Origin of the sequence: Streptomyces sp. NPDC046805 (assembly GCF_040645355.1) — a bacterium.
Taxonomy (GTDB): domain Bacteria; phylum Actinomycetota; class Actinomycetes; order Streptomycetales; family Streptomycetaceae; genus Streptomyces.
In genome coordinates this window covers 36,860-49,426 of the sequence record NZ_JBEYYC010000032.1, presented here as the reverse complement: position 1 = coordinate 49,426, position 12,567 = coordinate 36,860, and the positions used below count along the sequence as shown (strand labels likewise).

At 71.0% G+C, this 12,567-nt stretch carries 17 protein-coding genes; 4 read left to right on the top strand and 13 right to left on the bottom strand.

The features are described 5' to 3' along the window. Window positions 1–28 precede the first annotated feature (28 nt). Entirely contained in the window at window positions 29–925 is an 897-nt protein-coding gene (locus ABZ910_RS29010; RefSeq protein ID WP_361370455.1) for a GntR family transcriptional regulator, read from the bottom strand. A gap of 372 nt (window positions 926–1,297) precedes the next feature. Further along, on the bottom strand, window positions 1,298–1,915 hold the full coding sequence (locus ABZ910_RS29005) for an aerial mycelium formation protein (RefSeq protein ID WP_361370452.1): 618 nt from the start codon (window positions 1,913–1,915) through the stop codon (window positions 1,298–1,300). A 168-nt stretch (window positions 1,916–2,083) separates the two neighbouring features. On the opposite strand from ABZ910_RS29005, the gene dtd reads away from it, so the two are divergent. Beyond that, window positions 2,084–2,509, top strand: coding sequence for a D-aminoacyl-tRNA deacylase (gene dtd / locus ABZ910_RS29000; protein WP_361370449.1), 426 nt, complete (start codon window positions 2,084–2,086; stop codon window positions 2,507–2,509). Between the two features lie 12 nt (window positions 2,510–2,521). Here dtd and ABZ910_RS28995 read toward each other — a convergent pair whose 3' ends face one another. The 3 genes from ABZ910_RS28995 to ABZ910_RS28985 are packed head-to-tail and all read right to left on the bottom strand — an operon-like array spanning window position 2,522 to window position 4,560. Further along, a complete protein-coding gene (locus ABZ910_RS28995) occupies window positions 2,522–3,487 on the bottom strand; it encodes a folate-binding protein (RefSeq protein ID WP_361370446.1) in 966 nt (321 codons plus the stop codon). Between the two features lie 9 nt (window positions 3,488–3,496). Next, window positions 3,497–3,934: a transcriptional repressor gene (locus tag ABZ910_RS28990; RefSeq protein WP_361370443.1), complete on the bottom strand. Its 438-nt coding sequence runs from the start codon at window positions 3,932–3,934 to the stop codon at window positions 3,497–3,499. A 50-nt stretch (window positions 3,935–3,984) separates the two neighbouring features. Next, the gene (locus tag ABZ910_RS28985) at window positions 3,985–4,560 is read right to left on the bottom strand and encodes an FABP family protein (protein WP_361370440.1); all 576 of its coding nucleotides are present in this window, start codon (window positions 4,558–4,560) and stop codon (window positions 3,985–3,987) included. Window positions 4,561–4,845: 285 nt separating this feature from the next. Here ABZ910_RS28985 and ABZ910_RS28980 point away from each other — a divergent pair, with 285 nt between their 5' ends. Further along, window positions 4,846–5,208: a DsrE family protein gene (locus ABZ910_RS28980; protein ID WP_361370437.1), complete on the top strand. Its 363-nt coding sequence runs from the start codon at window positions 4,846–4,848 to the stop codon at window positions 5,206–5,208. Between the two features lie 31 nt (window positions 5,209–5,239). Here ABZ910_RS28980 and ABZ910_RS28975 read toward each other — a convergent pair whose 3' ends face one another. The 8 genes from ABZ910_RS28975 to ABZ910_RS28940 form a co-directional block, all read right to left on the bottom strand. After that, on the bottom strand, window positions 5,240–5,497 hold the full coding sequence (locus ABZ910_RS28975; RefSeq protein WP_361370434.1) for a DUF3099 domain-containing protein: 258 nt from the start codon (window positions 5,495–5,497) through the stop codon (window positions 5,240–5,242). 131 nt (window positions 5,498–5,628) lie between these two features. Continuing rightward, the gene (locus tag ABZ910_RS28970) at window positions 5,629–5,916 is read right to left on the bottom strand and encodes a DUF1416 domain-containing protein (protein ID WP_121747762.1); all 288 of its coding nucleotides are present in this window, start codon (window positions 5,914–5,916) and stop codon (window positions 5,629–5,631) included. 51 nt (window positions 5,917–5,967) lie between these two features. After that, window positions 5,968–6,813: a sulfurtransferase gene (locus tag ABZ910_RS28965; protein WP_361370431.1), complete on the bottom strand. Its 846-nt coding sequence runs from the start codon at window positions 6,811–6,813 to the stop codon at window positions 5,968–5,970. 131 nt (window positions 6,814–6,944) lie between these two features. Beyond that, a complete protein-coding gene (locus ABZ910_RS28960; RefSeq protein ID WP_350751515.1) occupies window positions 6,945–7,025 on the bottom strand; it encodes an Ms5788A family Cys-rich leader peptide in 81 nt (26 codons plus the stop codon). A 218-nt stretch (window positions 7,026–7,243) separates the two neighbouring features. Beyond that, window positions 7,244–7,981 (bottom strand): DUF2993 domain-containing protein, encoded by a 738-nt coding sequence (locus ABZ910_RS28955; protein ID WP_361370428.1) that lies wholly within the window; start codon window positions 7,979–7,981, stop codon window positions 7,244–7,246. A 120-nt stretch (window positions 7,982–8,101) separates the two neighbouring features. Then, window positions 8,102–9,220 (bottom strand): hypothetical protein, encoded by a 1,119-nt coding sequence (locus ABZ910_RS28950; protein WP_361370425.1) that lies wholly within the window; start codon window positions 9,218–9,220, stop codon window positions 8,102–8,104. Window positions 9,221–9,223: 3 nt separating this feature from the next. Further along, on the bottom strand, window positions 9,224–9,478 hold the full coding sequence (locus tag ABZ910_RS28945; RefSeq protein ID WP_361370422.1) for a MoaD/ThiS family protein: 255 nt from the start codon (window positions 9,476–9,478) through the stop codon (window positions 9,224–9,226). 70 nt (window positions 9,479–9,548) lie between these two features. After that, window positions 9,549–10,394, bottom strand: coding sequence for an alpha/beta fold hydrolase (locus tag ABZ910_RS28940; RefSeq protein ID WP_361370419.1), 846 nt, complete (start codon window positions 10,392–10,394; stop codon window positions 9,549–9,551). A gap of 154 nt (window positions 10,395–10,548) precedes the next feature. Here ABZ910_RS28940 and ABZ910_RS28935 point away from each other — a divergent pair, with 154 nt between their 5' ends. Together ABZ910_RS28935 and ABZ910_RS28930 are read left to right on the top strand one after the other, a co-directional pair. Beyond that, on the top strand, window positions 10,549–11,337 hold the full coding sequence (locus ABZ910_RS28935; RefSeq protein WP_361370416.1) for a response regulator transcription factor: 789 nt from the start codon (window positions 10,549–10,551) through the stop codon (window positions 11,335–11,337). Between the two features lie 95 nt (window positions 11,338–11,432). Next, window positions 11,433–12,458, top strand: coding sequence for a LacI family DNA-binding transcriptional regulator (locus ABZ910_RS28930; RefSeq protein WP_361370413.1), 1,026 nt, complete (start codon window positions 11,433–11,435; stop codon window positions 12,456–12,458). The last annotated feature ends 109 nt before the right edge of the window (window positions 12,459–12,567 follow it).

The following is a 12,567-nucleotide window of genomic DNA, read 5'->3' as shown; positions in this document are numbered from 1 at the left end:
CCCTTGCCGGGGACCGGGCTGCAGGACCTCAGTCCGGCAGGACGAGTCGGGAACTGATCGTTTCCCAGAGGGAGTCGAAGGACAGGGAGGACTGCTGGACGAACGCCTCGGCGCGCGGTCCGCCGCCGGTCCGGAAGCCGAAGAGCGTCGAGCGGAGGCCGTCGGGGTCGTACGCCTCGACGCTCTCCCCCTCGTCGAGCTCCACCGCCTGCCGCGTGAGCGTGTAGTACGCGAAGAGCGCCTCCGTGCCGTTGAGGAGATAGAGCTTGACCGGCGGCGTGAAGGGCAGCGCGCGGAAGGAGACCTGGGTCTCGATGCCGTGCGAGGAGCGCAGAGTCCGCAGGTTGTACCGCAGCACCTGGCACTGGGCGTTGCGCTGGGTCAGCCACTGGCGGTGCAGCCGCTTCGCGGCCGCGCTGTCGACCGGCGCGGGGAAGGCGAGCTCGATCTCCCTCGACGGCAGCAGCACCCGGACGTCGATCTTGGCCGGTTTCAGCTGCCCGGTGTGGATCCGCCGCAGGGGCTCGCCGATCGCGAGTGCCAACTGGGTGGCCCTCAGGCACATGGCGTCGATGGTGACGTGCTCCGCGCTGAACGCCTCCGTGATCCGGGGCGTCAGCGACACGACGGTGGCCTGCGGGGTCGCGGACGGGTCGAAGGACGGTGCGGGCCGGGGCGGAGCGACCGTCGCCGGACTGCCCTTCGACACATTGGTCAACAGCTGTTCGTCCTGGAGGATGCGCAGCGCCTGGCGTACGACACCTCGCTCGACGCGGAACTCCGCGCACAGCGCGCTCTGCGTCGGCATGCGCTGGCCCGGTCCGAGCACACCGGAGCTGATCCTGGCACGCAGTTCGTCCGCCACGTCGTGGTGCGACAGTCGCGCCTTCTGCCGACCTCGAAGGGCCACACCTTCCGGGTTCACACCGGAACAGTACAACTTTGCGCCATCTTAAGGCAGTTGGCAGGTAGATGGTTACAAGACACTTCCACGGCGGAACAACTCTCGATAAGTTGGTAACCAACTAAGCCAAGATGGTTGCACTTCACGCAGGTTGGTCGACCTCGCTTCCGGAGGGGAGCCGCGAGCCCGGCCGACGGTGGGGAGAAAATCTGCGGCAACGCACGACCGGCACAGCCACAACCGAAGAGGCACCACCGCACAGCCACAACCGAACAGCGACAGCTCAACAGCAACAACCACAGCTCAAGAGCAACAGCTACGGACAAGCATCAGCAGAGCAGGGCGTCGGCCGCACGGGCGACGCCCTCTCGTCCGCCTTGGGGCCGGCGGGCGTCACATGAGCAGGTCGTCCACCTGCGCCTCGCCCTCCCGGTACCGGCGGGTGATCTCCGCACTGCAGTCGTCCGCCGTGCGCTGCAGCTGCTGGCGCCGGCGGGAGACCTGCCGCTCGTACCCGACGAGGCGGCCCATCGCGGTGTTCAGCTCCAGGTCCGTACGCGCCTGGAGGTCCGACAACTCGACCTCGGCGAGCATGTCGGCGGCCAGCCGCCGGTACTCCTCGTTGTGCGGCGTGCCCAGCGTCACGTGCCGGGCGGAGGAGCGCTGGCGAGCCGGGGCGTCGGTGAGGATCTCCGGGAGGCGGTCCACGACCGAGGCGTCCTCGGGGGCGACGACGGACATCGGCCCGCGCCGCGCCAACTCCGCGCGCAGAATGTCGATACGGCCCTGCAGAAGCCGCCGTACATAACTGAGGTCGGCCTCGTCGCGCTGGGCGTCCCGGCGCAGGACGCGCAGCTCGGGCAGGCTCGGCCCGGTCAGATCGGTCGCCGCCGGATATGTGGGCAGCGCCGGGCTGTCGCTGCGCTGTGTGGGCGGCCGGTGCGACTCGGGGACGCCCGCATGGGCGGCCGCGACCGCACCGGGCGGCTGCCCGGTACTCGGTGTGCTCATGTGCCTCTACCGTCCCCTCGACCGGCTACGGGAGCATGGTGCCACCCCACGTGGCCACTATGTGACCGAGTGCCCCCGAACGGCCCCAGATGGGCGGTTAAGGAGCAAAAATAGACCTCTTCATGGCCTTGTCGAAGGCCTCCCGGGACACCCGGCATCATGGTCTCCATGCGTGCAGTGGTACAGAGGGTGGACGGCGCGAGCGTCGTCGTGGACGGGGAGACGGTCGGGTCGATCGAGGGCGAGGGACTGTGCGTCCTCGTCGGCGTGACACACGACGACACCAAGGAGAAGGCGGCCCAACTGGCCCGCAAGCTCTGGTCGATCCGCATGCTGCACGACGAGAGGTCGTGCAGTGACGTGGGCGCCCCGCTGCTGGTCATCAGCCAGTTCACGCTGTACGGCGACGCGCGCAAGGGGCGCCGCCCCACCTGGAACGCCGCCGCGCCGGGCGAGGTCGCCGAGCCGCTGGTCGACGAGGTGGTCGCGCAACTCCGTGCGCTGGGCGCGACGGTGGCGACGGGCCGGTTCGGCGCGCGGATGCGTGTGTCGCTGACGAACGACGGCCCGTTCACGGTCCTGCTGGAGATGTGAGCATCACCGGCCTCACGGCTCGACGATGACCTCCTGGGCCGCCGCCGTGTCCCCCGCCATCAGCCGCGCGTCCGTCGGCACGTTGCGCTTGACCAGGGCGAGGGCCACGGGGCCGAGCTCGTGGTGGCGTGCGGACGTGGTGATGAAGCCGATCTTGCGGCCCTCGGGGCCGTCGTCGGCGAGGCGGATCTCCGTGCCGCGGGACGGCAGGTGGACGTCGCTGCCGTCCAGGTGCAGGAACACCAGCCGGCGCGGGGGCTTGCCCAGGTTCTGGACGCGGGCGACCGTCTCCTGGCCGCGGTAACAGCCCTTCTGGAGGTGGACCGCCGTACCGATCCAGCCCAGCTCGTGCGGGATGGTGCGGTGGTCGGTCTCGAAGCCGAGGCGGGGGCGGTGGTGCTCGACGCGCAGGGCCTCGTAGGCGAGGATGCCGGCCGCCGGGCCGTACTGCTCGGCGTACGACTCCAGTTCGGCGCGCGGCAGGAAGAGGTCGCGGCCGTACGCGGTCTCACGGACGACGACGCCCTCCGGGGCACCGGCGATCGAGCCCGCCGGCAGGTGCACCACCGCGAAGTCGGCGGTGCGGTCGGCGACCTCGACCCGGTAGAAGAACTTCATCGACTCCAGGTACGCCAGCAGCGCCTCCTGTGTGCCGGGCTCCACGTGCGCCCAGACCGTCTCGCCGTCGTCCACCAGGTACAGCGCGTGCTCGATATGGCCGTGCGCGGACAGCACGAGCGCCTCGGTGGCCTGACCCACGGGGAGTTCGCTGACGTGCTGGGTGAGCAGCAGGTGCAGCCACGTCAGCCGGTCCTCGCCGGAGACGGCGATGACGCCGCGGTGCGAGAGGTCGACGAATCCGGTGCCGTCGGCGAGGGCGCGCTGTTCACGGAACAGATCGCCGTAGTGGGCGGCGACGCCTTCGTCCACGCCCTCGGCGGGGACGGCGCCGGGCAGGGACAGCAGGGGGCTCTTCATACACACAGCCTACGACGTGGTACTTGAACTCTTGAGGGTGCAGTCCGCGCAGCGGCCGAAGATCGCGAAGTGCTTCATGTCCGTGTCGAACCCGAAGGTCTCGCGCAGCTTGGCCGTGAACTCGGCCGCCACCGAGACGTCCGCCTCGATGACGTTCTCGCAGTCCCGGCAGACGAGGTGGATGTGGTGGTGCCGGTCCGCGAGATGGTACGTCGGCGCGCCGTGCCCGAGGTGGGCGTGGCTGACCAGCCCGAGCTCCTCCAGGAGCTCCAGGGTCCGGTAGACGGTGGAAATGTTGACCCCCGACGCGGTCTTCCGCACTTCGCAGAGGATGTCGTCGGGGGTCGCGTGCTCCAGGGTGTCCACGGCTTCGAGCACGAGTTGCCGCTGCGGCGTCAGCCGGTAGCCGCGCTGCCGCAGATCGCTCTTCCAGTCGGTGCTCACCACACTGAAAGTCTAGGACCACGGCCGCGTCGGGCCGCCTGGTCGAACAGCGCCTACTTGAAGAAGGCGATGCCGTCGTCCGGCATGTCGTCGGGCAGGGCCTTGGCCCAGCGCTCGACGTCCTCCGGGGTGACGACCTTCTTCAGGTGGGCGGACATGTAGGGGCGCAGCTCGACCTCGGGGGTCTGCTTCTCGCCGACCCACATGAGGTCGCTCTTGACGTAGCCGTACAGGCGCTTGCCGCCGCTGTACGGCACGGCGGTGGCCGTGCGCGCCACCGCGTCGGTGACCAGGTCGATCTGCGGCTTCTTGTCGGCGAGCTCGCCGTACCAGATCTCGACGACACCGTCGTCGCGGGTCATCGTGACCTCGACCTTGCGGTCGGCGTCGATCCGCCAGAAGCCGGCTTCGGACTCCAGGGGCCGGACCTTGTTGCCGTCGTTGTCCAGCACCCAGGTGCGGGACCGGTACTCCAGGAAGTCCCGCCCGTCATGGGTGAAGGAGGCCTCCTGGCCGAAGTTGCACTTCTCGGTGCCGGGGAAGTCGTACACGCCCGCGCCGGCCCAGTTGCCGAGCAGGAAGGCGAGCGGGACCAGGTCCTTGTGAAGGTCTGACGGGATCTCGATCATGAGCGGCCGTTCCTAGCGGGTTCCTGTACGGGGGTCAGCGCTGGCCCTGGTACAGCTTCATCACGGTCAGCCCGGCGAAGGCGAGAACGCCGACGCAGACAAGGGCCAGCAGGATTTCGAAGAAGGTCTCCACGAATGCTCCTCGGATGAGCGTGGTGCAGGTATGTACACAGGGCCGGGCCCCAGCTTACGCGGCCTGGGCGCGGCCCTCCTGGTGAGGTGCGCCCTAGCGGCGACCGGCCGCTCGATCCCGGGGTGCGTACAGGAGTTGATTACGATTCGGTCATGGCGAAGAAGCTCGTGATCAAGGTGACGGCGGGGGCCGACTCCCCCGAGCGCTGCTCGCAGGCGTTCACGGTCGCGGCGGTGGCCGTGGCCAGCGGCGTGGACGTCTCCCTGTGGCTGACCGGGGAGTCCTCGTGGTTCGCGCTGCCGGGACGGGCGGCCGAGTTCGAGCTGCCGCACGCCGCCCCGCTGCCCGACCTGCTGGACTCGCTCCTGGCGGGCGGCCGCGTCACCCTGTGCACCCAGTGCGCGGCCCGCCGCGACATCACGGAGAAGGACGTCGTCGAGGGCGTACGGATCGCCGGGGCGCAGGTCTTCGTGCAGGAGGTCATGGCGGACGAGACGCAGGCGCTCGTCTACTGAGGCGCCGGGGCGGCGGCTCGAAACGCAGGCCCTAGTGGCGTTTCTTGCCGTCCAGTTCGTCCCACCACTCGTCGGACTGCGGGTCGCCCGACGGGTCGTCCCACCAGCGGTCGTCGGGGCCGCGGCGGTTGGCGATGATCGCGGCGACCGGCGGGATGACCATGGCCACCACGCACATGCCGACGGCCGCGGGCACCGACCAGAGGCGCACGACGCCCCAGGCCAGGACGAAGAGCCCGATGCAGATCCCCATCATGACGAAGTACACGTGCCGGCGCCGTGCGTACATACCACCAGCGTAGGTCCGCGCCGGACGTTCGGCCCAGGTCCGCGCAGGGGTTCGCGCAGGGGTCCGGGTGTGCCGAAGGGCCGCGTCTCAGGTGTCCAACCCGGGAGACGCGGCCCTTCGGTCGTTCCTGCTCAGACCGCGATCGCGACCTCCGCGAGGCCGCCCTGCTGGGCGACGACCGTGCGGTCGGCGCTGGCGCCGGGCACGAGGGCGCGGACGGTCCAGGTGCCCTCGGCCGCGTAGAAGCGGAACTGGCCCGTCGCGGAGGTGGGGACCTCCGCGGTGAACTCACCGGTCGAGTCCAGCAGGCGGACGTAGCCCGTCACGGGCTCGCCGTCGCGGGTCACGTGACCCTGGATCGTGGTCTCACCGGGCTTGATCGTCGAGGCGTCCGGGCCGCCGGCCTTCGCTCCACACATGCTGTTTCTCCAGAGGTCTTGAAAGGTCGGGTCCTACGGGCTTGCGTGCCCTTACTTGCCGGCGCCGAGCTCGATCGGCACGCCCACCAGGGAGCCGTACTCGGTCCAGGAGCCGTCGTAGTTCTTGACGTTCGGGACGCCGAGCAGCTCGTGCAGCACGAACCAGGTCAGCGCGGAGCGCTCACCGATGCGGCAGTAGGCGATGGTGTCCTTGGCCAGGTCGACGTTCTCCTCGGCGTAGAGCTCCTTGAGCTCCTCGTCCGACTTGAAGGTGCCGTCGTCGTTGGCGTTCTTCGACCACGGGATGTTGCGGGCGCTCGGGACGTGGCCCGGGCGCTGCGACTGCTCCTGCGGGAGATGGGCGGGGGCGAGCAGCTTGCCGCTGAACTCGTCGGGCGAGCGGACGTCGACCAGGTTCTGCGCGCCGATCGCGGCGACGACCTCGTCGCGGAAGGCGCGGATGGACGCGTCCTGCGGCTTGGCCTTGTAGTCGGTCGCCGCGCGCTCGGGCACCTCGGTGCCGTCGACCAGCTCGCGGGCGTCCAGCTCCCACTTCTTGCGGCCACCGTCGAGGAGCTTGACGTTGTCGTGGCCGTACAGCTTGAAGTACCAGTAGGCGTACGAGGCGAACCAGTTGTTGTTGCCGCCGTACAGGATCACCAGGGTGTCGTTGCCGATGCCCTTCGCCGACAGGAGCTTCTCGAACGCCTCCTGGTCGATGAAGTCACGGCGGACCGGGTCCTGGAGGTCCTTGGTCCAGTCGATACGGATGGCGTTCTTGATGTGGTTCTTCTCGTAGGCGGACGTGTCCTCGTCGACCTCGACGATGGCGATCGTCGGGTCGTCCAGGTGGTCCTGCAGCCAGTCGGCGTCGACCAGGACGTCGCTGCGGCTCATGCTCTTTCTCCTCCGGGGCAGTTACGGCGAGGCGTACGACTGAGACGGTGCGCGCCGGCAGTGGTGCGGGCAGCGCACGGGTGCCCTTCCAGCAGGGCGGCCGGGGCATGCGGAAACGCGGAAGGTTCCGCTCAGAAGGGGCGACAGAGCATGGCGGCAACGCGGCACAGGTCCACTGCCCGCCGCTTCGTGAGATCCGCCTGTCGCTTCATGGGCTCGATCGTAGGGACGTCCGGGCGGCCATGTCACCGGCGTTTCGGATGATGAGACTCGATCGTCCGCATAGCGGGAGTCGGCACACGCCCGAGGCTCACGTCGGGGCCTTCGGATGCCTGTGCGGGGCGCTGCTTCTGCGGTGCGGACGAGCCGTCTCGCCAGTCGGACAACCGCGGTTCCGCGGGGCCCCGCGACGTTGCTCGATGCTGTCCGCCTACCCGGCCAGCCTGACGTCCGAACCCTTCACCGCGATCTCGACGCCGTCCTTCGCCGCCTGCACCTTGTCCAGCTTGATGCCGCCGGGCAGCCGGTTGATCGCCTGCCGGAAGTCGGTGATCTCCCGGATGTCGCTCTCGCCGACGTCGACGTTGCCGATCCTGGGCAGCGAGTCGGCCCGCACCTTCACGCTGTCGCCCCGGACGGTGACGCTGCCGAGCACCGGGACCGGCTCGGGCAGCTTGGTGCCGAGGACCGTCGCCTCGACCTTGACCTTGATCTTTCCGTTGCCGCCGTCGGAGAGGCCGACGACGCGGGCGGTGACGCCGGGCGCGACCTGGGCGGGCTCGGACTTGGCGGTCCTCAGCAGCTCGGCGTAGGAGACGGTCGCGGTGCCGGTGGCGGTCGCCGCGGTGGCGGAGCTGTGATCGCCGGAGAACGTGACGCCCTTCAGGTCGGCCGTCAGGTCGTCGATGCGGACCTTCTTGGTGCCGTCGTCGCTGGCCGCCTCGTAGTTCTTGATGCGGACCTCGACGTCGTCCAGCGTGCCGCTTGCGAGCTGGGTGAGGAAGGGGAAGCCGTTGATGGACACGTCCGGGGTGGCGGCCAGGTTCTCGCTGATCCTCAGCCGGTCCGCGGCCTGGCGTTCGGCGAAACGGACGGCCACCCGGTCCGCGATCACGAAGAGGCCGCCCACGATCACGACGACGATCAGGAGGGCGCGCAGCGCTCGCATGGTGGTGTTCCTCCCCTGATCGGGCCCGGCCGGGCGGTCGTCGGCGACGATCGCCACGGTAACCCCGCGGGACTCCGCCCGCGGGGGGAACACCGATCACGTGTGACGGGGGGGAACCCGTCAGCCCAGCGCCCGGCCCAGCACCCACACCACCGGCGCCGCGGCCGACAGGGGCAGCGCGACGCCCGCCGTGAAGTGGACGAAGCGGGACGGGTAGTCGTAGCTGGCGACCCGGTGGCCGATCAGGGCGCAGACCGCCGCCGCCGCGCCCAGCAGGGCGCCCTTCGTGCCGAGGTCCGTCCATCCGCCCACCGCGATGCCCGCGCCCGCGGCGGCGAGCAGGGAGACGATCACGGAGAGCGGGGTCGGCATCGGCAGTGCGCGGGCCAGCAGGGCCACGGCCACCGCGGCCGCGCCCACCGTCACCGCGGCCGGGTCGGCACCCAGGTAGCCGGTCGCGATGACCGCCAGCGCGGTGGAGGCGACGGTGGCCATCAGGCCCTGCATCCGCTCGTCCGGGTCGGCGTGCGAGCGCAACTGGAGGACCAGGGCGAGCAGCACCCAGACCCCGAGAGGGCCGAGGATCGCCGCGGGCGCGTGCTCGCGGCCCGCCACCAGCACGGCCGCGTCCGCCGTGAGCGCCCCCGCGAAGGCGAGGGCGATGCCCTGCCGGGCGGGCCACATGCCGTTCAGCCGGAACCAGCCCGCCGCCGTGACGGCCTGGAGCAGCACCAGCGGGACGACCAGGGCGTACGAACCGATCGCCGCCGCACCGGAGAGCAGCAGCCCCAGCAGCGCCGTCAGCAGCGCGGGCTGCATCCCGGGCTCGATGATCGGGGAGCGGCCCTCCAGGCGGGCGCGCTGGGCGTCGGTGATGCGGGCGTTCCCGGCGAGCGTCGCCGGGCCGTAGTCCGGCTCGGACCCGGGGGTGTGCCCCGGCTGCTCGGCTGCCGGGGGTGTGTAGGGCGCCGCCGCGGCGGCGGGGTCGTACGTCTGCGGCGGCAGGTACGCCGTCTCAGAAGGCGACACCGGGGTGTGCGTCCGGGTCTCCCAGGTCTGCCCCTGCCACTGCTGCGTGGGCGGCTGCGCGTGGTACGCGGGGTGGTCGTAGCCGGACCGGTCGTGTCCCGCCTGCCCGGGCCACGCCTGCTGCGGCGGCTGCTGATACGGCTGCGGCTGCTGCTGTCTGTGCGGGTCGTACGCCTCGTACGGTCCGCCCTCATACGGCTGATCGGTCATCGCTCACCCTCCTGCGAACGGCGGGAGCACCTCGACCGTGCCGCCCTCGGCCAGCCGTACCGTCTCATGCCCGCGGGTTCCCACGGGGTCACCGTCGACGAGGAACGAGCAGCGCAGCAGTACGCGCGTCAGTTCACCGGGATGCCGCTCCCGTACCGCGTCCAGCGCCTCGGCGAGGGTCGCCGCGTCGTACGACTCCTCGGCGATCCCGGCCGCGGCCTTGGCGGCGGCCCAATAGCGCACCGTGACCTTTGCCATCTCGTCCCTCTGGTCCCTCGGCGGATCCGGCCCCTCGGTGGGCCGGCATCCGCACATCAACACCGTCAGGCTAGCCCGCCCGCGAGGCCGCCCACGCCCCGATCCGGCCCAGCAGGGCGTCGGCCGCCGCGTGCTCGGCGTGCCCCATGCCGGGCTCCAGCCAGAGTTCGCCGTGGTCACCGGCCGCCGCGGCCAGCATGCGCGGGTGGTCGAGGGGGAAGTAGGCGTCCCGGTCGCCGTGGACTATCAGCAGCGGCCTCGGCGCGATCCTCGAGGCGGCCTCGACCGGGGACAGCGGGACCGGGTCCCAGTCGCGGTGGTGGATGCGGGTCCGCAGGCCGAGGCGGCCCAGCAGCCGGCCCTCGGGGCGGGTCACCAGCCAGTGCAGTCGGCGCATGGGGGCGGTGCCCCGGTAGTACCAGCGGGCCGGCGCGCTCACGGAGACCACCGCGTCGGCTCCCTCGGACCCGTCGCACAGGGCCGCGTGCCGCAGCACCACCGAGCCGCCCATGGAGAAACCGACGGTGACCACGCGCGCGTGGCCGAGGTCCCGCGCCCACGCCACCGCGGCCGCCAGATCCAGCACCTCCCGGTCGCCCACGGTGGAGCGCCCTCCGGAGGCGCCGTGCCCCCGGAAGGAGAAGGTGACGACGGCCCCGTACCGCGCGAACACCCGCGCCGCCCGCCGCACGTGCGGCCGGTCCGCGTCGCCCGTGAAACCGTGCGCGATCACGAACACCGGAGGGGCGGACGGCACGGCAGGCCCGTCGTATACGACCGCACCCGGGTCGTATACGGAATCGATCGCCACCCCGTCCCGGGTGCGTAGAAACGTCCGTGTAGGGGTGTCTCTGCTCGTCTCAGAATCCGGACGAACGGTGGATCGCGCCACATGACCTGCCGAACCCGTGCTCATGTCGGCTATTCTGCTGGGCAGAGGACTCGGGCAGCGTAGCCCCCGGGTCCTTTTGTGCTTTCGGAAGCGTTGTATACGACGCGGAGGAACCAGACGCTATGGGCCAGCGAACCGTGCACGGACCGATGAAGACGACCCGGGCGGGTGAGGCACGATGAGTTCCCTGCTGCTCCTGACCAACGCCCTCCAGCCGTCGGCGGAGGTGCTCCCCGCCCTCGGCCTCCTGCTGCACAACGTGCGCGTGGCCCCGGCGGAGGGACCCGCGCTCGTGGACACCCCGGGCGCCGACGTGATCCTGATCGACGGGCGCCGCGATTTGCCCCAGGTGCGCAGCCTGTGCCAGCTGCTGCGCTCCACCGGCCCCGGCTGCCCCCTCGTCCTGGTCGTCACCGAGGGCGGCCTCGCCGCCGTCACCGCCGACTGGGGCATCGACGACGTCCTGCTCGACACCGCCGGCCCCGCGGAGGTCGAGGCGCGGCTGCGGCTGGCCATGGGCCGGCTGCAGATCGCGGGCGACGACTCCCCGATGGAGATCCGCAGCGGCGATCTGTCCGTCGACGAGGCGACCTACTCCGCCAAGCTCAAGGGCCGGGTCCTCGACCTCACCTTCAAGGAGTTCGAGCTCCTGAAGTACCTCGCGCAGCACCCGGGCCGGGTGTTCACCCGCGCACAGCTGCTGCAGGAGGTGTGGGGGTACGACTACTTCGGCGGCACCCGGACCGTCGACGTGCACGTACGGCGGCTGCGCGCCAAGCTCGGCCCCGAGCACGAGTCGCTGATCGGAACCGTCCGGAACGTCGGTTATCGATTCGTGACGCCCGAGAAGCCCGAGAAGCGCGACCGTGCGGCGGGCGAGGCGAAGGCCAGGAGCACCCGGCAAAAGCCGACGGACGGGGAGGTATCGGCCGCCCTGGACGCGGCGGACCTCCGGGCCGACGCGTAGCGGACGCGGCGGGCGCCCGGACGCGGCTTCGCTTCCGCACAGGGAAGCTCGGACACGCCCTGCCCGGAGCGGATCTCTCCGCGTAGACTCCGCGCGTGGCCAAGGTGACTCGGGATGACGTGGCGCGGCTGGCGGGGACCTCCACCGCCGTCGTCAGCTATGTGATCAACAACGGACCCCGGCCGGTCGCCCCGGCCACGCGCGAGCGCGTCCTCGCCGCGATCAAGGAGCTGGGCTACCGGCCCGACCGGGTCGCCCAGGCCATGGCCTCGCGGCGCACCGACCTCATAGGCCTGATCGTGCCGGACGCCCGCCAGCCCTTCTTCGGGGAGATGGCGCACGCGGTCGAGCAGGCAGCGTCCGAGCGCGGAAAAATGGTGCTCGTCGGCAACACCGACTACGTCGCCGAGCGCGAGGTCCACTATCTGCGGGCGTTCCTCGGTATGCGCGTCTCGGGTCTGATCCTCGTCTCCCACGCGCTCAACGACCAGGCCGCCGCCGAGATCGAGGCCTGGGACGCCCGGGTGGTGCTGCTGCACGAGCGCCCCGAGGCCTTCGACGACGTCGCCGTCGTCACGGACGACATAGGCGGCGCCCAGCTCGCCGTCCGCCATCTGCTGGAGCACGGCTACGAGTACGTGGCCTGTCTGGGCGGTACGGCCGAGACCCCCGCCGTCGGCGACCCGGTCTCCGACCACGTCGAGGGCTGGCGGCGCGCGATGACCGAGGCCGGCATCCCGACCGAGGGCCGGCTCTTCGAGGCCCCGTACAACCGCTACGACGCCTACCGGGTCGCCCTCGACCTGCTCTCCGGCCCCGACCGGCCGCCCGCGATCTTCTGCTCCACCGACGACCAGGCGATCGGCCTGCTGCGGGCGGCGCGCGAGCTGCGCATCGACGTGCCGGGTGAGCTGGCGGTCGCCGGCTTCGACGACATCAAGGAGGCGGGCCTGGCCGACCCGCCGCTGACGACGGTCGCCTCGGACCGGCCTGCGATGGCCCGCGCGGCCGTGGACCTCGTCCTCGACGACGGCCTGCGGGCGACGGGATCGCGGCGCGAGCGGCTGAAGACGTTCCCCTCACGGCTGGTGGTCCGCGCCTCCTGCGGCTGCGGACGATGACCGCCACCAGGACTTCTCCGGCGTACATGAAGACTCGCTGAGAGGCATGAAGGCCTGCTGAGGGCCGTGGCCGGGCGCTTCTGTCGGGCTTCTCAGGGAGCCCTCACGG

Excerpts from the sequence above, each read along its gene's own strand:
- ABZ910_RS28945 (WP_361370422.1), bottom strand. The coding sequence starts at position 9,478 with ATGGCAAAGGTCACGGTGCGCTATTGGGCCGCCGCCAAGGCCGCGGCC.
- ABZ910_RS28935 (WP_361370416.1), top strand. The coding sequence starts at position 10,549 with ATGAGTTCCCTGCTGCTCCTGACCAACGCCCTCCAGCCGTCGGCGGAG.
- ABZ910_RS28970 (WP_121747762.1), bottom strand. The coding sequence starts at position 5,916 with ATGTGTGGAGCGAAGGCCGGCGGCCCGGACGCCTCGACGATCAAGCCC.
- ABZ910_RS28950 (WP_361370425.1), bottom strand. The coding sequence starts at position 9,220 with ATGACCGATCAGCCGTATGAGGGCGGACCGTACGAGGCGTACGACCCG.
- ABZ910_RS28955 (WP_361370428.1), bottom strand. The coding sequence starts at position 7,981 with ATGCGAGCGCTGCGCGCCCTCCTGATCGTCGTCGTGATCGTGGGCGGC.
- ABZ910_RS28975 (WP_361370434.1), bottom strand. The coding sequence starts at position 5,497 with ATGTACGCACGGCGCCGGCACGTGTACTTCGTCATGATGGGGATCTGC.
- ABZ910_RS28940 (WP_361370419.1), bottom strand. The coding sequence starts at position 10,394 with ATGAGCACGGGTTCGGCAGGTCATGTGGCGCGATCCACCGTTCGTCCG.
- ABZ910_RS28995 (WP_361370446.1), bottom strand. The coding sequence starts at position 3,487 with ATGAAGAGCCCCCTGCTGTCCCTGCCCGGCGCCGTCCCCGCCGAGGGC.
- ABZ910_RS28985 (WP_361370440.1), bottom strand. The coding sequence starts at position 4,560 with ATGATCGAGATCCCGTCAGACCTTCACAAGGACCTGGTCCCGCTCGCC.
- ABZ910_RS28960 (WP_350751515.1), bottom strand. The coding sequence starts at position 7,025 with ATGAAGCGACAGGCGGATCTCACGAAGCGGCGGGCAGTGGACCTGTGC.
- ABZ910_RS28980 (WP_361370437.1), top strand. The coding sequence starts at position 4,846 with ATGGCGAAGAAGCTCGTGATCAAGGTGACGGCGGGGGCCGACTCCCCC.
- ABZ910_RS29005 (WP_361370452.1), bottom strand. The coding sequence starts at position 1,915 with ATGAGCACACCGAGTACCGGGCAGCCGCCCGGTGCGGTCGCGGCCGCC.
- ABZ910_RS28965 (WP_361370431.1), bottom strand. The coding sequence starts at position 6,813 with ATGAGCCGCAGCGACGTCCTGGTCGACGCCGACTGGCTGCAGGACCAC.
- dtd (WP_361370449.1), top strand. The coding sequence starts at position 2,084 with ATGCGTGCAGTGGTACAGAGGGTGGACGGCGCGAGCGTCGTCGTGGAC.